General features: G+C 44.3%; 19 protein-coding genes. 12 read left to right on the top strand and 7 right to left on the bottom strand.

What is annotated here, in order from left to right; all coding sequences use genetic code 11:
• Positions 1-76 precede the first annotated feature (76 nt).
• The 11 genes from FAZ15_RS17185 (at position 77) to FAZ15_RS17135 (ending at position 7230) form a co-directional block, all read left to right on the top strand.
• A complete protein-coding gene (locus tag FAZ15_RS17185; RefSeq protein WP_136902548.1) occupies positions 77-421 on the top strand; it encodes a lipoyl protein ligase domain-containing protein in 345 nt (114 codons plus the stop codon).
• Positions 422-489: 68 nt separating this feature from the next.
• Positions 490-1065, top strand: a complete 576-nt coding sequence (locus FAZ15_RS17180; RefSeq protein ID WP_136902547.1) for a Crp/Fnr family transcriptional regulator — start codon at positions 490-492, stop codon at positions 1063-1065.
• A 99-nt stretch (positions 1066-1164) separates the two neighbouring features.
• A complete protein-coding gene (locus tag FAZ15_RS17175; protein ID WP_136902546.1) occupies positions 1165-1818 on the top strand; it encodes a hydrolase in 654 nt (217 codons plus the stop codon).
• 226 nt (positions 1819-2044) lie between these two features.
• A complete protein-coding gene (locus FAZ15_RS17170; protein WP_136902545.1) occupies positions 2045-2257 on the top strand; it encodes a (4Fe-4S)-binding protein in 213 nt (70 codons plus the stop codon).
• Positions 2258-2432: 175 nt separating this feature from the next.
• Positions 2433-3347: a pirin family protein gene (locus FAZ15_RS17165; protein WP_136902544.1), complete on the top strand. Its 915-nt coding sequence runs from the start codon at positions 2433-2435 to the stop codon at positions 3345-3347.
• Positions 3348-3439: 92 nt separating this feature from the next.
• Entirely contained in the window at positions 3440-3796 is a 357-nt protein-coding gene (locus FAZ15_RS17160; RefSeq protein WP_136902543.1) for a DUF4260 domain-containing protein, read from the top strand.
• A gap of 71 nt (positions 3797-3867) precedes the next feature.
• Positions 3868-4896: an Atu2307/SP_0267 family LLM class monooxygenase gene (locus FAZ15_RS17155; RefSeq protein WP_136902542.1), complete on the top strand. Its 1029-nt coding sequence runs from the start codon at positions 3868-3870 to the stop codon at positions 4894-4896.
• A gap of 308 nt (positions 4897-5204) precedes the next feature.
• The gene (locus FAZ15_RS17150) at positions 5205-5498 is read left to right on the top strand and encodes a hypothetical protein (protein ID WP_136902541.1); all 294 of its coding nucleotides are present in this window, start codon (positions 5205-5207) and stop codon (positions 5496-5498) included.
• A 287-nt stretch (positions 5499-5785) separates the two neighbouring features.
• On the top strand, positions 5786-6172 hold the full coding sequence (locus tag FAZ15_RS17145) for a hypothetical protein (protein WP_136902540.1): 387 nt from the start codon (positions 5786-5788) through the stop codon (positions 6170-6172).
• On the top strand, positions 6091-6801 hold the full coding sequence (locus FAZ15_RS22905) for a CHAP domain-containing protein (RefSeq protein ID WP_238387295.1): 711 nt from the start codon (positions 6091-6093) through the stop codon (positions 6799-6801). The genes FAZ15_RS17145 and FAZ15_RS22905 overlap by 82 nt, the downstream gene beginning before the upstream one ends.
• Entirely contained in the window at positions 6802-7230 is a 429-nt protein-coding gene (locus tag FAZ15_RS17135; RefSeq protein ID WP_136902539.1) for a hypothetical protein, read from the top strand.
• 89 nt (positions 7231-7319) lie between these two features.
• On the opposite strand, the gene FAZ15_RS17130 is transcribed toward FAZ15_RS17135, so the two are convergent.
• The 7 genes from FAZ15_RS17130 to FAZ15_RS17100 form a co-directional block, all read right to left on the bottom strand.
• Complete coding sequence (locus tag FAZ15_RS17130; protein WP_136902538.1) at positions 7320-8789, bottom strand: redoxin domain-containing protein; 1470 nt, start codon at positions 8787-8789, stop codon at positions 7320-7322.
• A gap of 28 nt (positions 8790-8817) precedes the next feature.
• Complete coding sequence (locus FAZ15_RS17125) at positions 8818-10215, bottom strand: RagB/SusD family nutrient uptake outer membrane protein (protein WP_162304989.1); 1398 nt, start codon at positions 10213-10215, stop codon at positions 8818-8820.
• Between the two features lie 11 nt (positions 10216-10226).
• Complete coding sequence (locus FAZ15_RS17120) at positions 10227-13565, bottom strand: SusC/RagA family TonB-linked outer membrane protein (protein WP_136902536.1); 3339 nt, start codon at positions 13563-13565, stop codon at positions 10227-10229.
• A gap of 35 nt (positions 13566-13600) precedes the next feature.
• Positions 13601-14611, bottom strand: coding sequence for a FecR family protein (locus FAZ15_RS17115; RefSeq protein WP_136902535.1), 1011 nt, complete (start codon positions 14609-14611; stop codon positions 13601-13603).
• Positions 14612-14681: 70 nt separating this feature from the next.
• On the bottom strand, positions 14682-15272 hold the full coding sequence (locus FAZ15_RS17110; RefSeq protein WP_136821146.1) for an RNA polymerase sigma factor: 591 nt from the start codon (positions 15270-15272) through the stop codon (positions 14682-14684).
• Positions 15273-15416: 144 nt separating this feature from the next.
• On the bottom strand, positions 15417-17282 hold the full coding sequence (locus FAZ15_RS17105) for a monovalent cation:proton antiporter-2 (CPA2) family protein (RefSeq protein WP_136902534.1): 1866 nt from the start codon (positions 17280-17282) through the stop codon (positions 15417-15419).
• Positions 17272-17871 (bottom strand): NAD(P)H-dependent oxidoreductase, encoded by a 600-nt coding sequence (locus FAZ15_RS17100; RefSeq protein ID WP_136902533.1) that lies wholly within the window; start codon positions 17869-17871, stop codon positions 17272-17274. Before FAZ15_RS17100 ends, FAZ15_RS17105 begins: the two co-directional genes overlap by 11 nt.
• 203 nt (positions 17872-18074) lie before the next feature.
• Here FAZ15_RS17100 and FAZ15_RS17095 point away from each other — a divergent pair, with 203 nt between their 5' ends.
• Complete coding sequence (locus tag FAZ15_RS17095; protein ID WP_136902532.1) at positions 18075-20480, top strand: TonB-dependent receptor; 2406 nt, start codon at positions 18075-18077, stop codon at positions 20478-20480.
• Positions 20481-20552: the final 72 nt, after the last annotated feature.

Here is a 20552-nt window from a genome sequence, read left to right as displayed (position 1 = left end):
GAACGAACAATAAGGGCACTGCAAACAGAACAAGGGAACATATCGTCTGATACGATAGTATTTAAATAATGCACTTATGAAGCAAGTTAAATTAACTTATCTCAATAAAGGAAACATATCTTATGAGGATGCCCTAGCATTTCAACAAGAGGTTCGAAAAATTATTATTGAACTTAAACAACTTAAAATAGACACGTCTGCAAATAATTTGCTAATTCTTTGTGAACATCAGCCTATTTTAACGTTTGGCAGTTCCGCGAAAGAAAGTGAGCTATTTATTCCAAGAGGTAAACTTTCTGATGTTGGTTTAGATCATTTAGATATAAGACGCGGAGGAGCGATAACATTTCATGGAGAAGGTCAACTAGTGGGATACCCTGTCTATAATTTAAATGATCAAATGGTCCTGTATGAAATGTGACGCTAAATCAACCATAGCAAGAGAAGAAAATAAAAATTACTAACTTTGAGTATCTCAATTCGTTTTATATGCATCCACTATTTCATTATATCAACCAATATGCTATAATTTCTGAAGAAGATTTTGAGGATATTCAAAGCTATTTTATTCCGAAAAAGATAGGCAAAAAGCAACATCTGCTGAAAGAAGGTGAGATCTGCAAATGTATGGGATTTATCGTAAAAGGTGCTATGCGTAAATACTATACAGATGAAAAAGGTACTGAACATATAGTTAATTTATATGTTGAAAATTGGTGGGCTGGTGATCGGGAGAGTTTTGTTATGGGTACCCCTAGTGTTTACCATATAGATGCTTGTGAAGATAGTGAGTTGTTTCTTATCTCCAGAGAAAATACCTTGATACTGCGCAATGAATGCCCTGCTTTCAACGAATTAACATTGAAGCTCGATGAGCAGAGTACTATTTCTACCCAAAAAAGAATAACATCTTCTATAAGCCTTACCGCGGAAAAACGCTATGAAGACTTCGTTAATAACCATCCGTATTTTGTACAGCGGTTTCCGCAACATATTATTGCTTCCTATCTTGGTATTACAAAAGACACATTAAGCCGGGTGCGTAAAAAAATGCTTAGAAAGTAAACCTTATCTCTCTATTTTGTATTTCATAGACATTTGTCTACAATTTTTTCTTTCCATTTGACGCAACTTTGAAGTATTAACTTTTAAATCAAAAAGAAAATGGAAAAAGCTCCTAAAATTGGTCTTCAAGGTCTACTTCGACCAGAAGATAGTATCGTAGTGCTAATCGACCACCAACCTTTTCAAGTTGCCAATCTGCATAGCCATGAACCTACAATGATTATTAACAATACCGTTGGGCTTGCTAAAGCAACAAAAGTATTTAATGTGCCAACTATTCTTACAACTGTTACCGAAGAACGTGGAGGTCTTATCATCAAAGGTATTCAAGACATATTCCCAGAACAAAAGCCTATTAACAGAACATTTATCAATACTTGGGAGGATCCTGCAGTTACTGATATCGTAAAAGAAAGCGGTCGTAAGCAATTGATCTTAGCCGGACTGTGGACAGAAGTCTGTGTTGCAATGCCTGCAATTCAAGCTTTGGGAGAAGGCTATGATGTATTTGTAGTTACAGATGCATGTGGCAGTGTAAGCGTTGAAGCACATGATATGGCTGTCCGTAGAATGGTTCAGGTAGGTATCGTACCAATCAATTGGTTGGCTGTAGTTTCAGAGTGGCAACGCGATTGGGCTCGTTTAGATACCGCATCTCAATTAGGTCCTCTTTTGTTTGAACATGGTGGAGGAAGCGGTGTTGCTTTAGCCTGGGAATTGCAGTTACTTGCTGCAACACCTCCGCAACAATAATAAATAGTATTGACAGAGTGACATCAGTTTGAAACGGTAATCGGAAAGGTACATTTTGGAGAAGGTGGTGAATGGGCTGAACCCCGTGTTGTACAAGTACAATTCCAGAATATTAAGAACAATAAAATTGAGACCTTTAAGGACAGCCGGGTGCAAGTGGTGGTTGAACCATAATCTCGGATATAACGATTGTAGGGATCAGCTAAAATCAAAAAACAATAATATTATGGAAGAGCATGAATATCCCAACGGAGAAATTACCGTTCTTTGGAAACCAAAATTATGCATCCATGCAGCGGTTTGTGTTAAGTCTTTATCGAAAGTATATAATCCGAAAGACCGCCCTTGGATAAAAATTGAGAATGCAACTACACAAGAACTTATCGCTCAGGTTGCAAAATGCCCGTCCGGAGCATTGAGTATAAAAAATAGAACCTAATAAGTATATGGAGAGTTTCTTGCGCAATTCAAACGCCACCCAGAAGAATATGCAGCTGTATGGTTAAAGAAAATGACATAAATAGGTGCTTTTTTGAAAGTATAGTTCATAACTGTTTTGAAATGATAAGCTAGCCTATTAACTTTAATATAGCAACCTTAAAAAATTTATTGTTATGCTTGATATTATAATAGAAGCCAGACAAGCTGAGCTTTCCGCAGGTTTCACAGTTAAACGTATCCTTCCTTATAGGCTTAAGAGAATGATAGGCCCCTTCATTTTTATGGATCATGGAGGTCCTGTAAATATACCGATAGCAGCTGCCGACAATCTCGATGTATTGCCACATCCGCATATTGGTTTATCTACAGTCAGTTATTTGTTTAGTGGTAATGTAACCCATAGGGATAGCCTTGGAGTAGAGCAGGTAATAAAACCGGGCGAGGTAAACTGGATGACGGCCGGCAAAGGTATTACACATAGCGAACGATTCGAAGATCCGGCTATGTTGGCAGGTGGCGAACTGGAAATGATACAGACATGGGTAGCACTTCCTGAAAAAGACGAAGAAAGTGATCCATCTTTTGAAAACTATAAGCCGGAACAATTACCTATTTTTACAGATACAGGTGTCTGGATGCGGTTGATTGCAGGAGAAGCCTACGGATTGAAAAGTAATGTAAAAACACATTCTCCTTTATTCTACGTGCATGTCGTTTTGGAACAAGGCGTACATTTTGGGCTGCCTGTCGGGCACAGCGAAAGAGGTGCCTACATTGTTAAGGGCAGTGTTGATGTAAACGGGTTTACGTATAGACCTGGACAGCTGATGGTATTTACAAAAGGAGTGGATCCGTTGATTATCGCAAAAGAACCGACTACTTTGATGATGCTTGGCGGGGAACACCTGGGAGATCGATACATTTGGTGGAACTTCGTTTCCAGTAGAAAGGAGAGGATTGAACAAGCTAAAGAAGACTGGAAACAAGGCCGTATAATTTTACCTCCGATGGATAATGAAGAATTTGTGCCCCTTCCTGAAGATAAAGGCAGACCTGCTGGAGGCCCACCGCCCAATGCGCTTTCATAATTTTAAATAGTGTGACGATCACCAGCCATATTGACAACGATAAATGAAATTTGGAATTTAAGAATAACATATTTACCGCTATGATGAACAGGATGAATAACCTTTTAAAATTAGAAGAAGTAGGGCAGTTTCTGCTATCAGTACTTTTATTTAATCAGTTAGATTATGCTTGGTGGATATTTCCTGCCTGCCTCCTATTGCCGGATTTGTCAATGATTGGTTATCTGGTAAGTTCCAGAATAGGTGCTTGGTCTTATAATTTATTTCATCATAAACTGGTAGCTATTTCTATTTTAATTTTAGGATTTAGCTTAAGCAATCCGTTAATCACCTTGACAGGAGTAATTTTATTTGGGCATTCCGCAATGGACCGGATTTTTGGCTATGGACTAAAATTTAACGATAATTTTAAGAATACGCATTTAGGGTGGATTGGGAAAAAAGATTAAATCAATAGTTTAAAAATAACTATAGTATTAATGCAATAACACATAGGGTCTTCTTAAAAAAAAACAAAAAAATGGAAATAGGAATTGATAGTTTCGCTTCCGCGATGTACGGAAGCAGAACACTGAACAGTGTCGACGCTATGGAGCAATTATTAGAAAGAATTGTGCAAGCTGATGAGGCAGGACTAGCCATTTATGGCATCGGCGAACATCATAAGAAAGAGTTTCTGGATTCCGCTCCGGCGGTAATTCTTGCTGCAGCGGCCGCAAAAACGAAAAATATTCGCTTGACGAGTGCAGTGACCGTATTGAGTACCTCAGACCCCGTAAGGGTTTACCAAAATTTTGCTACCCTAGATTTAATATCCAAGGGTCGGGCAGAACTAGTTGTTGGAAGAGGGTCTGCAATAGAATCGTATCCGCTGTTTGGATTTGAATTGAATGATTATGATGCATTGTTCAAAGAAAAGTTGGAACTTCTTTTGAAAATACGTGAAAATGAATTCATTACATGGTCTGGGAAATTTAGACCAGCAATAAAAAATCAACCAATTTATCCCAGATCAACCCAGTCAAAACTACCCGTTTGGCTTGGTGTTGGAGGAACTCCAGAATCATTCGTTAGGGCAGGGGCCTTAGGATTGCCATTAATGGTAGCCATTATTGGGGGCGAGACAGCTCGTTTTCGACCATTAATTGATTTATACAGAAAAGCTGGAAAGGACGCTGGTTTTACCTCCGACCAGTTAAAAGTAGGCTTGCATTCTCCAGGTTACGTAGCGAAAACCACGGGACAAGCTATCGCAGACTATTATCCAGGTTATGCTGAACTGTGGACCAAGGCAGGTAAAGAACGTGGATGGCCTCCGGTAACCAAAGCTCAGTTTGAAGCCTCGATTGCTCCTAAAGGTGTGCTGGTAGTAGGCGGCCCTGAACAGGTGGCGGAAAAATTACTAAGACATAGTGAGGCGTTGGGAGGTATCGACCGCTTTACCTTCCAAATGGATAATGCAGGACTTAGCCATGAGCAGCTATTAAATGCGATCGAAATAATTGGCAAGGAGGTTATACCTCTGGTTAATAGGATGATCATCTCTTGAGTGAAGAGGAACACCATGAAGTGTCTATTCTCAAAGGCCATCAAGAACTTTTATGCCTGTTGGTGATTCAATGGATCATGAAAGTTTTGTTGTATAAGTTTACTAAATAGGCAGTTAGACCGGGTTGGTTTAGTACTGAACCGGACCTGGCTAGCTGTTCGACTAGTTGAGGTCGCACTCGACTGGCTAGGGTTAGCGCTTGATCCAATTCGGTAGGTAGCTTACCCTGTTGGGCTAGCACTCGACCGGCTATGGTTTGTGCTGGACTTGGTACGGATAGCAGCTTAGACAATTTGGTGGGCACTCTAATGGATATAGTTCGCACTGAACTGAGCGCGGATAGTAGCTCACCTAGCCCGGTTGGCACTCGACCGGTTATGGTTAACTCTGGACCCATTCCAGATAGTAGCTCAGCCAATCTAGATGGCAATCAGCTGCTTATAGTTGGCGCTTCACCCAATTCGATTAACAACGCACCCGATCCGGTGGACACTCGACTGGATATAGTTAGCGCTGAACTGAGCGCGGATAGTAGCTTATCTAGCCCGGTTGGCACTCGACCGGTTATGGTTAACCCTGAACCCAATCTAGATAGCAGCTAACTCAATCCGGATAGTAGCTAACCCAAACCCGTGCAGCACAAACCGTGTACGGAAAATCGATACAATTGCGCATTTATGGGGTAACTTGATCAATCTTGATCAGCTCCGGGTTAATCTTGGTCAATCTTGATCAAATTTTCGTATCCCCTTCTTATACTCCCCATCTTCGGGTATGAAAACGATAGACATACCCCCTAGAGGGCCACCATTTGTGCTATATTCTGTGAAGCAAACGGGCAAATACATGCACGGTTCAATATCTAACATCTCAAATCTATTTCTAAAAAATGACAACACTACAAACTAATACCCCATGGCTTATCCAGGATATGCTCGGGGAAATCGGAATAAAACAAAAATTGGGTATCGTGCTTTTATGGCTGCTCACACTTTTTGTATTTGCAGGGACGGTCCTGCAGCTTATCGACCCGGCTGCGGGGATACTCGATATCGGTATTTTATCGGTTTTGATACTGGGCTTGATTAGCGGTCTGCTCGCTATCTTCTGTAGCATCTGGCTGCAGGAACTGCTCTGGCAGCCGTTTAAGACTTTTCGTAAACATTTAGGTAATCACTTTAATCAATTGACGTCATGGCAACTTTGTATTCTTTATTTTTCGGTTTTCTTTTTGCTTGTTTATGCCCTTTTGTGGGCGTTGGCGATAGCGATGTAAATCAAAAGCACGTCGTTGCGAGGAGCATAGCGACGCGGCAATCTGAGCTTTTGCCAGAAAGATTGCTTCCTCATTACATTCATCGCTATGACGTGCTTTCTGGGTCGGGTCTGCTATTCAACGTCCACACGTCATCCCGATTGGAGCGGAGCGGAACAGAGGGATCTATCCGCCAACAGATCACGACCATCGCTACAGCAGAACTCGGAATCAAGGAAGCGACGGGAAATAACGATGGCAAGCGCGTCGAACAATACCTAAGGTATACAAATCTTGGCAAGGGTCATCAATGGTGTGCGGCATTTGTGAGTTGGTGCTATGGGCAGGCGGGGCTTACGCAGCCTCGAAATCCCTGGAGCCCGGCCTTATTTCCGAATGCACGGACGTACTGGAAACGGGGAAAGTTTGCGAATTTGCAAATACGCGAATTTGCAATTGCAGATGTATTTGGCATTTATAGCAGCAGTGCAAAACGCATCAACCACGTCGGATTGATCAAGGAGCGGGATAATAAATACCTAATCACGATTGAAGGAAACAGCAACAACCGGGTGGAATCGAGGCGGAGGCACCTGTCTACTATTTATGCTCTTGCGGATTGGATAACAGAAAATCAAAACCTCAACTAAATGAAGTGCACCTACCTTCTGGTATTTCTGTGGCTGGTAGCCAGCTGCGGAATGCAAAAAACAACTGTACAGCGGGAGCAGACCAACGCCGCGCTTTCGGAATCGACATGGTGGACTGCCGAAGACAGACAGCAACAAGTAACGGATAGCGCACGGAGAATGTGGTCATTCTACGCCGACAGTGTCTTTTATTTCCATCCCGATAGCGGCCTATCGGCGTACAACGGCTGGGTGCAGTATCAAGACGGACGATCGCGTGGCAGTACTTACAGCCATCGGGTCGGTGTCGTGGATGCCCTGACAGAAACGCAGGTTCAATCGACGGCCTGGACCTGGCGCAAATGGGTTTCCAACCTATCGCATTGGCCATGGATGCTGGCCGTATTGCTGCTGATCGCTTACCTGGGTTACCGTTACCGGGCGCGTTAACATACTGCATTCCATTAAACAACAAGGGGGATAGTTCATCGCAGAACTTTCCCCCTTGTTGTGTTATTAAAAAACCTTTAGTACTGTATTTAACCTTTATGTGGTTTTTTTGCCGATTCGATCAGTTCATACATTTCCATTTTGATGTAGTCTACATTGGGCGAAGACCCCGTTAGAAAATAACGGATATTACCTTCCTTGTCGATGATGAATTTGGCCGGAATACCTTGCACACCGTATTGTGCCGCCATGTTTTGGCCGGATTCCCGGTCTTTCTGGTCATCGTATAATACTTCGAAAGGATAATTATTCTTTTCGATAAAGGCAGGAACTTTCGTTTTATAATCTTTGTCACGCTCCCAGGTATTGATAAATAGGAACTCTACATCCGGATCTGCCGCGTAGGATGCTTGTGCAGCCTGCATGCCCGGGAACGAGCGGATACAAGGCTGGCACCAGGTTGCCCAGAAATCCAATACTACGATCTTCCCTTTGAGGCTGGCCAGGGAAACCTTTTCACCTTTCAGGTTCAGTAGCTCGAAGGCAGGGGCAGGTTTAAACGTTTCCATTTCTTTGATATGCGTGCGGATGGATTGTGTCAGCTCTTCTTTGAGATTCGCGTTGAACCGCTCGTAGCCCGTCATGGATCCGTTGAGATCGGCGTAAAGTTTCTTCAGCTGGTCTTCTACATTAAATTGACCTTTTGCGTAGAGCCGCGTAAGGATATTGTACGCTTCCAGTTTACGATCCAGGCCGATTAATGATTTATAATACACCGTGGATAGGGCGTCCGCTTGCTGCGGGGCCACCACCAGTGCCTTTTCGATCTGCTCCACGGCCTGCTCATATTGCCCTCTGTTTACCAGGATATCCACGTATGCCGACATGGCACTGGCATAACCCATGGCGGCGAACTTCGCTTTATTGTCTTTCTGTTCCTCTGGTAAGGATATATAGTAATAGGCATCATCCATAGCGATCTTCAACAGGGGAGTGGCATTCGTGGTGTCGCCCTGAGCCAATAACGTCTTTCCAACAGGCAGGTATCCATTTCCACGCCAAAACCGTTCCTGCATGGTTTCGAGGTACTGTATGGCTTTTGCTGCGTCGCCGTCTTTAGCGAAACTTTGCGCCAGTGCTGCAACGGCATAGTCGTAGGTAAGCGCTTCGTCGGGGAAGTTTTTAACCGGCCATTTTTTTAGCAGTTCTTTATAGGCCTTTTCTTTTTCGGCTGTCGTTTCGGCTTTGTAATAGGTGTTCTGGATAAACGCATCGCGTGTGATGGCACCTTTCGGAAATTTCTTGACGGCAACTTTTTCCAGTTCCTGCGTTTTTGCATCCTGTTCCAAATTGCGGAGTATATTTAGGGTCGACCGGTAGTCGGCCTCCGTTTTATAGCTCTTGGCTTCACCCACCAAGGCAGTAGCTAAGGAGTCCTTTTGTGCTGCAGAGCCCTCAGTGATAATCGGAAGGTATTGCTGATACCGATCGGCTGGCTTTTGCTGACCGTAACTCACGGTGGCAGATAGCGTAAGGGCGAAAATTAGTGTGTTTTTCATATCTTTACAATTTTTTTGTACGTGTTATTTAATCCTCATAACCTAAATTCTGTGTCAGGCGGTTATTAGCCAGCCGTTGTGCACTCGGTATAGGAAATAGCACATCCGTAGTCTGCCAGTTCGCCTTTACCGGCGCTAATACAGCTGTTGCGCGGTCCGTCCGTTTTAAGTCAAACCATCTATGGCCGTACTCACCGAAAAGCTCGTGAAGACGCTCCGTTTCAATAGCGGTCAGCATTTGCGTCTCCGTTAAGTCGCTGCTTATGCCTTCAATTCCGGCGCGTGAACGCACGGCATCGATATCTGCTTTTGCACCTTCAAGATTATCCCGGTTTGCTCTTGCTTCGGCTCGGATAAGGTACTGCTCGGCAAGACGCAATACGACGTGATACTCATTGCCGATTGCCGGGCTAGTAGATTTGTATTTGGTAATAGTGTAATACACCTTATCACCAACAGTTTTAGGTGTTACCCAATTAAGTTTTCGCAGGTCTTCTTCGGGCGTCGTTTCAAAAGTCTGGTAATGCCTGTCGGGTAAAGTATACGCCGGAATGGTCGTTGCTCCCACAGCATTATAATTTGCTGCAAACGTCGTTACCCCATTGATATTGGCCAGTTGAAAAATGATTTCTCCGCTGGTGTTGGTAAAACTTGTGGATGGTGCCGGCATACTGTACAGATCTGTCGCTGCCAATACTTTGCTGGCATATAGCTCCGCATTGACATAGTCTTTGCGGTAAAGGTATGCACGTGCTAAAAGTGCGCTGGCGGCATGTTTATTTACTCTACCCCGGAATGTACCTTGATAGGCAACGCCCAGTTTAGTCTCCGCATCTTGTAGATCGCTGAGGATTTGTTCATAGACGCGATCGGTGGATGTACGCGGTAGCACGGCACTCTCAAATACCCCGCTATCGTCGGCGGTGTATAATGGGACGTCGCCGTAAAGGTTAACAAGATATAAATAGGTGTATGCGCGTATAAACTTTGCCTCACCGATTAGTTGATCCTTGATAGCTGGCGTGAGCGAATTGGATGCTTCTAAGGCAGCTACTGCATTGTTTGTGTTCTTTATCAATTGATATAGGTTGCCCCATATATTGTTGACAAGACCGTTGGTACTTAGCAGACCATTCGTATAAAACTCGACCAACAGTGCATCGGCGCCGTTATATTGAAGGTCGTCAGCAGCTAAGCCGGTATAGAGAGACGTCATGCTGGATAGATTTGCATTGGTTGCAGTTCCAGTCGCTGATACATATAATCCCAATATGACACTCTGGGCACTGGCATCTGTTAAAAAGCCGTCTTGATATTCAATCTGCGTAGGAGGAGCGCCCAGTTCTACAAATTTAGCACAGGAAGTGAGAAGCGAGCCTCCCATAATTACAGATAGTGGTATGATGTTATTTAAAAATCTTTTCATTTCGTTGTTCATTAAAATTGACAGTTTATCCCGAAGACAATGGTACGCAATGGCGGAAGAACTTGGCTTAGTGTGCCCGTACCTAGTCCCGGAGGCCCGCCCTGAATGGTCGTTTCTGTATCCAGTACATACGGATTTTTGGCCCAGGTAAATAAGTTTTGTCCCTGCACAAAGATACTGCAGTTGGACATTTTTGCGCGCGATGTCCATTGAGTCGGTAACTTATACGTCAAATTGACCGATCGCAGCTTGATATAGGATGCATCTCCGTATACCGCATTAGAACTTGTAAATTGATTGTACGATGTATAAAGTGGGTTTCCAGCCGTGGTTGTCGCAGCAGGGATTTCAGAGTTCGGATTGGCATCTGTCCAGCGGCCTAGCCAGTAATCGTTCTGGTTGACAAATGCACCCGGACGCGTATTCAAAATCTTGGTCACACCAAAGCGATGGTTGAACTGGAAGAATACGCCCAATTCAAGCCCTTTATACGAAAATGTATTGTTGAACCCGCCATAAAAAGGTGTACCTAAGTCGGCTACGTAGCGATCATCAAGATTGATGGTGCCGTTGCCATCCCGATCTTCATAGGTTGCTTGTCCTGTAGCTTCATCAACGCCTAAATAGTTGTATAAACGTACTAAATTTGTGGGTTCGCCGACTATAAAACTACTTGCATAAAATGTGTTTTCTATGCCGTCGAATTCAAGTAGTTTATTTTTATAGAATGTAAAGTTTGTCGACGTCTTCCATGAGAAATTCTCGTTTTCGATGTTTGTTGAACTGAGCTCCAATTCTAAACCTGTGTTTTGGATGAGCGCAGGAACGTTTGCCGTGTAGCTATTATAGCCAACCTGCGTTGGCAAATTAGCATACGACAGCTGATTGCCGGAGCGGTTCCGGAAATAATTTGCCGTAAACAAAATCCGGTCGCGTAGAAAGCCCAGATCTAAGGCGAATTCCATTTTTTTCGTCGTCTCCCATTGGATATTAGGATTTGCAAGCGTAAAAAGACTCATTGACGGGTTTCCTAGATACGCTGTTGTTGAGCTTAGTAGGGAAAGATGAATGTAGTTTGAGATTTGGTCATTACCGGTCGAGCCGAAGCTACCCCGTATCTTACCAAAACTGAGTATGCGCTTACGGTCTTCGAAAAAGTCTTCATTCGTGAAAATCCAGCCTAAACCGACAGCGCCAAAGTTTCCAAAGCGGTTATTTGCTCCAAATCGAGACGATCCATCGCGGCGGAATGTTCCGTTGAAAAGATATTTTTGTTTCCAGTCGTAATTCAATTTCCCGAACACCGCATTGTACTTATAATATACAATATTATTACTCGCCGTATAGTTTCCGGCGGCACTTAGCGAACCAAGTAAAGCTTCGTTCGGGAAATTAGATGCATATGTCGTTTGTGTAGCCGACGAATTTTGTTGGAAACTCGTTCCGATTAACGCGGTTAATTGGCCTTCGCCCAAGGTCGCGACATAATCTACTGTAGGCTCAATGATCCAGTTTTGTGACTTTGTGTTGGAAAAAGATGCTGAACTCAACGGATTGTTGGCTGGGTTCAAACTCGAAGCCGGTGTCTGGCTATTCTGATGCAGCTGGGTTGTAGTATAGCCAAAGTTGGCCTTTGCGGTTAAACCCGGTAAAATCTTGTAGCTTAAGTTGGCTCCGGAAATTAGGTTATTTGTGGTGCCAATATATTTTCGCTTGATCACGGCTAGGGGGTTGTTGAAAGAAGATCCCGTTAACCAGTATAGTGCGCCGTTATCATCATAGAGTGGGAAGTTCGGCGGTAGGTTATATAGCGAGGTGATATCGGAGCTCGGCATATCCGATTCGTCGTTTGCATAACTTGCTGAAATAGCGATGTTGAACTTGCCGTCGGAGGTCGTGTGATCTAAGTTTAACCTCGAGGTAAACCGGGCATTCTGACTGTCGCCCACGAATACCGTGCTCTCCCGTCTATAGCCCGAGTTAAAGAAAAAACGTGTGTTATTATTTCCGCCGGACATATTGGCCTGTACGTCTGTGATATGTCCCCGGTTTCCGATCAAGAACTCTTGCCAGTCGGTCGATTGTGTTTGATCCCATAACGTTAAATCAGGTGCGTTAGCAACTGATGGTGTTACGCCATCATTCGCGAATGCTTCTTTACGAAGGGTCAAATAATCTTCCAGCCCAAGCATGGGTATAAAGCGATTTACCTCGGTGTAACCCGTGTTGACGTTTACCCCAATGCGGGTACGTCCAGACTGTCCCTTTTTTGTCGTAATCAATACAACGCCATTTGCACCCCGACTACCATAAATTGCGGTCGCATCAGCATCCTTTAATACGTCTATACGTTCAATGTCTGAAGGATTTATCATTGCAAACGGACTTAACCCACCCGAGGAGCCCGATATGCCGAAGGAATTAAGGTTGTCTGTAGCGGGCTGGCCCCCATTAAAATTGGTAAACGGCACACCATCGATCACGTAAAGTGGAATGGAGCCGGACGACGTTGGACTTAAGGAAGCCTGGTTACGGACCTGAATCTGTACCGCGCTACCCGGTACACCATTATTTTGCGCGATCAGTACCCCCGAAAGCCTGCCCGATAGTGCGGCTAGCGGATTGCCCACGGGCTGTGTTTCGATATCCTTCGCCGTAATGGAGGCTACCGATCCCGTATTCATCCGTTTAGTCGTAGTGCCGTAGCCAATAACCACAACTTCTTCGAGTCCCCCGGTCTCTGGCTGCAAACGAAGCGGCTCGCGGTTTTCAATAAAGCGCTTTGCCGGCATTTCAACTGTCTGATAGCCTATAAAGGAGAATACCAGGGTTAAATTGTCGGCGGGTAAGTTCAGACCCCATATACCATTTTCGTCGGAAGCGGTGTTTGTCTGCAGATTTCGAAAATCGGCGTTTTTCCACTCTTTGATCAGGATGGTCACCCCAGCCAATGGTGTGCCATTTGCGCTTAGCACTTGACCACTGGCCCTCAATTGTTGTTTAGCTTGTTGCTTCGCGGGTTTTTCTTTGATCGCAATAATATTGTTATCCAATAGTTCCCACGTGAGGTTGCTACCGCGCAGCGACTGATCTAGAACATCTTTTACGCTGATATCGGTGCCCTGCAGGTTAACCTCGGACTTGGGTAGCATGCCCCTGCTGTAAAATATTTTGTAACTACTCTTTGCATCAATGGATTTGAATACATCCTCCAGTCGGCCACGTTTGATCGATACGTCGATCTTTTCGGACTGCGAATAGGCAGCCCCATGGATGTGGGTTGTGCTCAAACATGCTAAAAAAATAGCCAGCCGAGCTTCTCTGCTGATGTGTGGTAAGAATTTATTCATAAATGGAGTTAATTATATATGGATATTGTTTTTATTTAAAAAATTTCGATGTTTCCGGCGCTATCCTTTTTTATCTGGAAAGGTGATACTACACTAAGCCCCCTGAGTATATTATCGATGGTCTCATTTTCGAACGTTGCGGAGTACAATTTCTGTCCGATGGTGGGATCTGCGATCTTGATATGCACACCGTACATCCGCTGTAAGCGTAACGCGATCTGCTGGAGTGATTCTTCATGAATCGTGATTCGGTTTAATGTCCATTCTGTTTCCAACGCACTTCCGTCGGTTTCGGAAATTTCAAAGGGCTGTATGGTGATTTCCGGCTGCTTTGTCACTAATTTGGCCGTGTTGACGGCTACCGCCTTTTTGGGAGTCGACACCGTTGCCTTAGCGGTAAGTGTAAATTTTTCACGGGGTTCTAGAAAATAGGTGTTTTGTTTCTCGCCCGTTTTCCATATTTCTATCTTACCGTGCACCAGTGCGGTTTCCGCAATATCATCCTCCTTATAATCCCGCACATTAAAAGCGGTACCGTGTACACGGATTTCCATACGATCTGTATGGACAAGAAAGGGCTTATTTTTATCCTTCGCGACATCAAAGTAGGCTTCTCCTACCAGTGTTACTTCCCGTGTCGCTGCGTCTTTAAATGTGCGGGGATAATTAAGGGTACTTGATGCATTTAAGGTAACCTTAGTGCCATCTGGGAGCGTAAGCTGACGTTGTTGTCCAGCGGCTAAGTTAATTTCATGACCCGCATCAAACGGCCGGTGTGTAAAATAGGAGTAGACGCCTATTGTGCATATGAATAAAGCAGCAATCGCAGCAACATTACGCAGGATACGAGCACGCTGACTTTTTTGTGGGAGCATAGATTCCACCTGCGCGAGATTGTTCGCCAGATCAGAATCGGATATCTTGTGCTTAGACTGTTTGGCTTTATGTAGATAAAAGCTATCCAGCCACAGTATCTCCTGCCTGCTTAATTTTTCGCCTGCATTGTGCTTTTGCAGGATCTTTTTAGTGTCTAGTTTGTTCATCATTATCAGGTACTGGCCCCATATTTACGACGGTCAGTTATAGAAGAGACGGGCAACCTAGGAAAAGGGAGTACTATAAAAACGAAAAAAGTAAAAAAAGTATAGAAAATAGGAGTGTAGTAAGCTTTGTGCGGAGGTAACGGAGTGCATTATGTACCTGTTTCTTTGCAGTTGTCTCCGAAATAGATAGTTTTTCGCCGATTTCGCGGTAACTTAGCTGTTGTTCGCGGTTCATTTCGAAAATTTCGCGCGTACGAGGGGGTAAATTAGATTTATTTTCTTCGATCAAAGCTAAAAGTTCGCGTTCGAGTACCGATTCTTCGGTGTAACACTGTCCATTTCGTTCGAAATCGGTCAATTCGCCTAAATATTTGTCAATTACTTTTTCGTGGCTGATGTGATCAAGTACCTTGTTGCGTACCGCTTGATAAAGGTATGAAATTGCAGAGGTTTTGATATGCCAGGTCTTATGTTTGGTCCAGATGGTCAGGAATACATCTTGTATAATGTCGTTGCAGACCTCCACATCTGGAATCATACGATACGCGTGGCGGTAGAGGACTTCTTTATAACGACTGAACAATTCATCAAAAGCCCGGTGGTCACCGGCATTAATCCGTAAAACTAACTGTACATCATCGCTATAGGTACCTCTCTCTCGCACGGCTACTACTTTGTTACCAAATGATTAATTTTTTGTAAATCTATCTTATTTTTTAAAAATTTGCAAATACCGGATCGTATCATGTCTTTCAGACGACATTGCTCCCGTGTATCTACATCGCTGAAACACACGGGATCAACTATGCTAGCTCTCCCGAACGGAAGAATCCCAGGCGTTATCCTCCTCCGACTCGGCAATGAATACGCTATCTTCTTGGAGCAAGCGTTCCTGCAGTTCGATTTCTTCCCGAAAGTTACCCAGATATTCTTTACTCGTCCGGTGCTCCGCAAGCTTTTTCATGGCTTCATTATCGTATACTATAAAATCCTGCGCTTTGCGGTGCAGGGTATATTTTCGTAAACCCAACTCGGATAGTACATCCACGCCCATATATACGGAGTCTAACAGCGATTCCCGGAAGATGTGGTCGATCCCTTTATCCATCAACTCATATGCATCGTTTCGGTTTTTGGCGCGTACAAAGAGCTTCAGGTGTGGGAAATGCTTTGGAAGCATGTCGAAAAGCTCCATATTGGTGTGTGGATTGTCGAGGGCGGAAATCAGTATTTTTGCATCCCTTGCTCCGGCTGATTCCAATAGATCAAGTCGGGTACCGTCGCCATAAAATACGTTGAATCCCATCTTTCGAAGTAAGTTTACGCGATCGCTATCGCTATCGATAATGGTAGCCTGTATATGGTTAGCCCGCAAAAACCGTCCGAGTGTACTTCCAAAATGTCCAAAACCGATCAGAATGACCTCGTGATGTGCTTCAATTTCGTCGTAGGATTTTTCCGTATTTTTTTCGGTAACACCGATCTTGGGCGCGATGAACTTCTCGTTTATGAACAGTAGCAATGGAGAAACCATCATACTGATCGTCACGACCGCCATAAACAGATCTAGATCGTCTTTCGGAACGATGCCGATTTGGCCAATGGAGCTTAATAATACAAACGCAAATTCGCCCACTTGGCAGAGCAAGAATGCAAATAGGATATTCTGGTCGGATGCTAACTTGAATTTTTTTCCAATAACAAACAGGACTATCCATTTTACGAATAGGAGTGAGAAGACAATGGCGGAAACTTTTAGGGGATCGGCCGCGATAATATCAAAGTTGATGGTAGATCCGACGGCGGTAAAGAAAATACCCAGCAGTAAGCCTTTGAAGGGATTGATATCAGCTTCCAGCTCATGCCTGAACTCGCTATTGGCTAATAAAACCCCGGCCATAAAAGCACCGAGGGCCGCACTGATACCTACGGCTTCCATCAGCCAGGCAATGCCGATTACAAAAAATAAGGCCGCTGCAGTAAAGAGTTCGTGCATCTGCACTTTGGCAATTAACCTAAGAAAAATAGGAAGGAGGTATTTACTGAGTACAAACACAAAGCCAACTGCGAGGAGTAATAATAGGCTTGGATAATCTTCCATAACCGATAGAAAACCGGGTAATTGATGGTGTTCTTGACTGTCGGAAACAGATTGTAGCGCCAGCAAAGGGAGTACCGCAAGGATCGGAATGACGGCAATATCCTGGAAAAGCAATACAGAAAATGCATTTTGACCGGCTGGTGTTTTGTCGAGGTTTTTTTCCTTCAGCGTTTGCAACACGATGGCTGTCGACGACATGGCAAATGTCATGGCGAGTGCCAAAGACGCATTGAGGGAGAAGGACAGCACGAAATAAAGTAGTGGAAAAAGTAATAACCCGGTAAGCAGCATCTGAAGCCCGCCGAGTCCCACTATTTTTGTTTTCATTTTCCAAAATTGGGCCGGATTCAGCTCCAACCCGATCACGAAGAGCATCATCACTACCCCAAACTCGGCCGTATGCATCACATCGTGCCCATCAGTACCAATTAAGCCCAATACAAATGGACCGACTAAGATACCTCCGATGAGGTAACCTAAGACACTGCCTATACCAAGTTTTTTCGAGATAGGGACGCACACAATGGCAGTTCCGAGATAAATAAGTGCGTTTTGGAATAAATCAGCTGCCATAGTGTATTGTTGTATCGTTTAAATATTCGGTGTGTTCAGGGATAGTGAAGTTTAGATCGTGTTCTATAAGAGATGCAATAAGCGTATTGATCTGAAGGGAGTGGTGTTCAAGTACACTTGTACTTAACTTGTTGGCACCGGGAATGATGTACGGGGGTAGCTGCTGCATCTGGCACAGCTTGTAGGTTAGCTCAAAGGGACGTAAAAGTTCTAAATATGTATATTGATTTTTTCCGGCACTGCGGTAGGCTTCAAATGTGCCCCCGCTGCTGATGATATGGAGTATTTTCTTACCGGCGAGCTTGTCTCCGGTTCGTCCATATGCCCAATTGTGCTCTAGCACCAGATCGATCCATTGCTTAACCAAAGGAGGGGCGGCATACCAGAAAAAAGGATGCTGCATGATAATGAGATCTGCTTCCAATAAATCTTGCTGTTCTCTTTTAATATCAATATTAAAATCGGGATACAGCTCATACATATCCTTTATCTTAAGTGATGGATGATTGATCAGTCCCTGCTGTAAAAACACATTCACGATGCTGGATTCTAACCGGGGGTGAAACATCAGAACAAGAATTTTCTTCATTTTATTGCAAATTTTAAAATATACCGTAGCTAAGCCAGGCGTTTGTACCAAGCTAGTATACCGAAGATGAATGGATAAAAATAGTAAAAAATAAACGTATCGGCCCTAATAAAAATCCGTGGAGTTAGAAAATTTTAAATGCAATTTAATTGCATTTAAAATTTCCAATTTGTATGTTTGCAACTTAATTGCATTTGCAATCTATGAGAGAGATATTTACACTAAAGCTATTTTTTCTGCTAATGCTGACCTGCAGCTCTCGAAGTCTATATGCCCAAGGCTATGCGGTTAGTGGGACTGTTACGGATGTGACAGGTCGGACTTTAGCTGGTGTGCTGTTGGTAATGGATTCTTTGGGGCAGGTTGGGAAATCAAAAGCCGATGGATCGTTTCTTTTCGAAAGGTTGCCACCGGAGAAATACCTGCTCACAGCGCGTTCGGTGGGTTTTAAAGACCAGCAGATTAAGTTGCAGGTAAAGGATCAGGCTATCTCAATTAGGATTGTCATGGAAGCTTCGGTGCAGCACATTGAGGAAGTGCTGATTGAAGATGGTATACCTAAGCGGAAAAGAGAGGAGTCCTTGAACCTCGATATCGTAAACCACCAGTATGTACAAAAATATCTCGGCGGAAGCCTTATGAAATCTCTGGAACGCCTCCCGGGAATAAGTACCATCGGAATTGGTTCTGGGCAATCGAAGCCGTTGATTCGGGGAATGGGATTTAATAGGGTCGTCGTGTTTGAGCACGGACTTAAGCACGAGGGGCAACAGTGGGGGGTAGACCACGGTCTGGAAATCGATCAGTTTGCTGCGGGCGAAATTGAGGTCATAAAAGGTGCTGCCTCTTTTATGTACGGATCGGACGCCATAGGCGGCGTTATAGACGTTAAGCCGGAGTTGCTGCCACAGGGTGAACGATTGGCTGGATCGGTAAATATGATTGGCAAGAGCAATAGCAACCTATACGGTGGCTCGGTCAATCTCGGTGGCGAAACGGGTAAATGGTTGTACAATGCCCGCTTAACGTCCCTGAATTATGGAGATTACCGTACGCCGACGGATTCGGTATATGTTTACAGTTACGCAGTGCCGCTGCATAAGCAACAGGTACGGAATACTGCCGGACGGGAACTGAATTACCACTTCAATGCAGGCTTTCAGGACGATCGGTTTCGTTCGGTGCTGTCTTTAAGTAGCACGTTCAACAAAAGTGGATTCTTTGCGAATGCGCATGGGCTGGAACCGCGCCGCGTAGATACCGGGCTGCACGATAAGTCATCGCGTGATATACTCTTGCCCAACCAACAGGTACGACATCTTAAACTTACGAACCAGACGAGCTACCAGATGGGTATACATGATATAGCGATGAACTTTGGCTTTCAGCATAACTTTCGGCAGGAGCACAGTCAATACGTTAACCACGGCTATATGCCGCCAACCTATCCCGACACGATGTCTACTTCTCCTATCTTGGAACGGCAATACGAAAAAGAAGTGTACGCGTTGAATGTAAAGGATAGTTTCATCCTGGGTAAACATCGTTGGACCGTGGGGGCAAATACCGAATACCAACAAAACACGATCGGTGGTTGGGGATTTTTAGTTCCTGAATTTAATCAAAGCACCTTTGGTCTGTTTGTTTATGATAAATATACGTTGCGCGACAACCTGATTTTGCACGGCGCCCTGCGGTACGACTATACCCGTCTGAATGCATTTGAATATCGGGATTGGTTTCCGTCGGAGACGGGCGAAAATACGGATCCGGAACGTCTGCTCCGCGCGGAGGATATGACCCGAAGGTTTAACAGTTTGGTCTGGTCCGCCGGTGTAAACTACAATCCGGATGATTTTACGGTTAAGCTGAATATGGGTAAAAGTTTTCGCGTCCCGATCGCGAAGGAGTTGGCTGCCAGTGGGGTGAATTACCATTACTTCGCCTATGAACAGGGAGATGCGACGCTTTCGCCGGAGGAATCGTATCAGGTAGACCTGGGGCTAGGCTGGAGTAGGGAGCGCTGGTCGGTGCAGGTAAGTCCTTTTTATAACTATTTTACAAATTACATCTTTTTGAATCCAACGGCGCGTTTCGATCATTTCTACGGTGCGGGTAACCAGGTTTTTCAGTATGCGGAAAGTAGCGTAGCGCGCTATGGCGGTGAACTGCAGATAAAATATAATTTTTGGCGGGATATGAGTACGGAGGTTTTGGGCGAATACCTCCATGCCCGTCAACTTTCGGGTAGCAAGAAAGGGTTTACGTTACCCTTTTCGCCGCCGCCTTCGGTACTACTGAACCTGTCCTGGACGCCTTCGGGCTCGCCGGGTCTAGACGGAAGTTACCTTTCGGTCGACTATTTGATAAAAGGCACGCAAAACAATATTGTGCCACCCGAGAAGAAAACAGAAGGGTATAGCGTCGTTAACCTGCAGGCTGGGTTTTATCTCCGGATGGGCGGACATACGGCTCAGGTAAGTATACAGGCCCAGAATCTATTGAACAAAAAGTACCTCGATCATACCAGTTTTTATAGATTGATTGAACTACCCGAGGCCGGTCGCAACATTGTGCTGTCGCTGAAAGTGCCTTTTAATCTGATTTAAAATTAGTGTTTAATAATATGCTAAAAATCGAAAAAAATGAAATATATGAAATTGAAAACTGCAAATTTATCC

Source organism: Sphingobacterium olei (assembly GCF_005048855.1).
Taxonomy (GTDB): Bacteria; Bacteroidota; Bacteroidia; order Sphingobacteriales; family Sphingobacteriaceae; genus Sphingobacterium; species Sphingobacterium olei.
This window is presented reverse-complemented; position numbering and strand designations above follow the sequence as displayed.

Bases quoted from the DNA above. Each gene is read 5' to 3' on its own strand.
- FAZ15_RS17115 (WP_136902535.1), bottom strand. From the start codon at position 14,611: ATGATGAACAAACTAGACACTAAAAAGATCCTGCAAAAGCACAATGCA.
- FAZ15_RS17165 (WP_136902544.1), top strand. From the start codon at position 2,433: ATGCTTGATATTATAATAGAAGCCAGACAAGCTGAGCTTTCCGCAGGT.
- FAZ15_RS17150 (WP_136902541.1), top strand. From the start codon at position 5,205: ATGGATATAGTTCGCACTGAACTGAGCGCGGATAGTAGCTCACCTAGC.
- FAZ15_RS17135 (WP_136902539.1), top strand. From the start codon at position 6,802: ATGAAGTGCACCTACCTTCTGGTATTTCTGTGGCTGGTAGCCAGCTGC.
- FAZ15_RS17170 (WP_136902545.1), top strand. From the start codon at position 2,045: ATGGAAGAGCATGAATATCCCAACGGAGAAATTACCGTTCTTTGGAAA.
- FAZ15_RS17175 (WP_136902546.1), top strand. From the start codon at position 1,165: ATGGAAAAAGCTCCTAAAATTGGTCTTCAAGGTCTACTTCGACCAGAA.
- FAZ15_RS17185 (WP_136902548.1), top strand. From the start codon at position 77: ATGAAGCAAGTTAAATTAACTTATCTCAATAAAGGAAACATATCTTAT.
- FAZ15_RS17180 (WP_136902547.1), top strand. From the start codon at position 490: ATGCATCCACTATTTCATTATATCAACCAATATGCTATAATTTCTGAA.
- FAZ15_RS17105 (WP_136902534.1), bottom strand. From the start codon at position 17,282: ATGGCAGCTGATTTATTCCAAAACGCACTTATTTATCTCGGAACTGCC.
- FAZ15_RS17160 (WP_136902543.1), top strand. From the start codon at position 3,440: ATGAATAACCTTTTAAAATTAGAAGAAGTAGGGCAGTTTCTGCTATCA.
- FAZ15_RS17130 (WP_136902538.1), bottom strand. From the start codon at position 8,789: ATGAAAAACACACTAATTTTCGCCCTTACGCTATCTGCCACCGTGAGT.
- FAZ15_RS17095 (WP_136902532.1), top strand. From the start codon at position 18,075: ATGAGAGAGATATTTACACTAAAGCTATTTTTTCTGCTAATGCTGACC.
- FAZ15_RS17100 (WP_136902533.1), bottom strand. From the start codon at position 17,871: ATGAAGAAAATTCTTGTTCTGATGTTTCACCCCCGGTTAGAATCCAGC.
- FAZ15_RS17125 (WP_162304989.1), bottom strand. From the start codon at position 10,215: ATGAAAAGATTTTTAAATAACATCATACCACTATCTGTAATTATGGGA.
- FAZ15_RS17145 (WP_136902540.1), top strand. From the start codon at position 5,786: ATGACAACACTACAAACTAATACCCCATGGCTTATCCAGGATATGCTC.
- FAZ15_RS17155 (WP_136902542.1), top strand. From the start codon at position 3,868: ATGGAAATAGGAATTGATAGTTTCGCTTCCGCGATGTACGGAAGCAGA.
- FAZ15_RS17120 (WP_136902536.1), bottom strand. From the start codon at position 13,565: ATGAATAAATTCTTACCACACATCAGCAGAGAAGCTCGGCTGGCTATT.
- FAZ15_RS22905 (WP_238387295.1), top strand. From the start codon at position 6,091: ATGGCAACTTTGTATTCTTTATTTTTCGGTTTTCTTTTTGCTTGTTTA.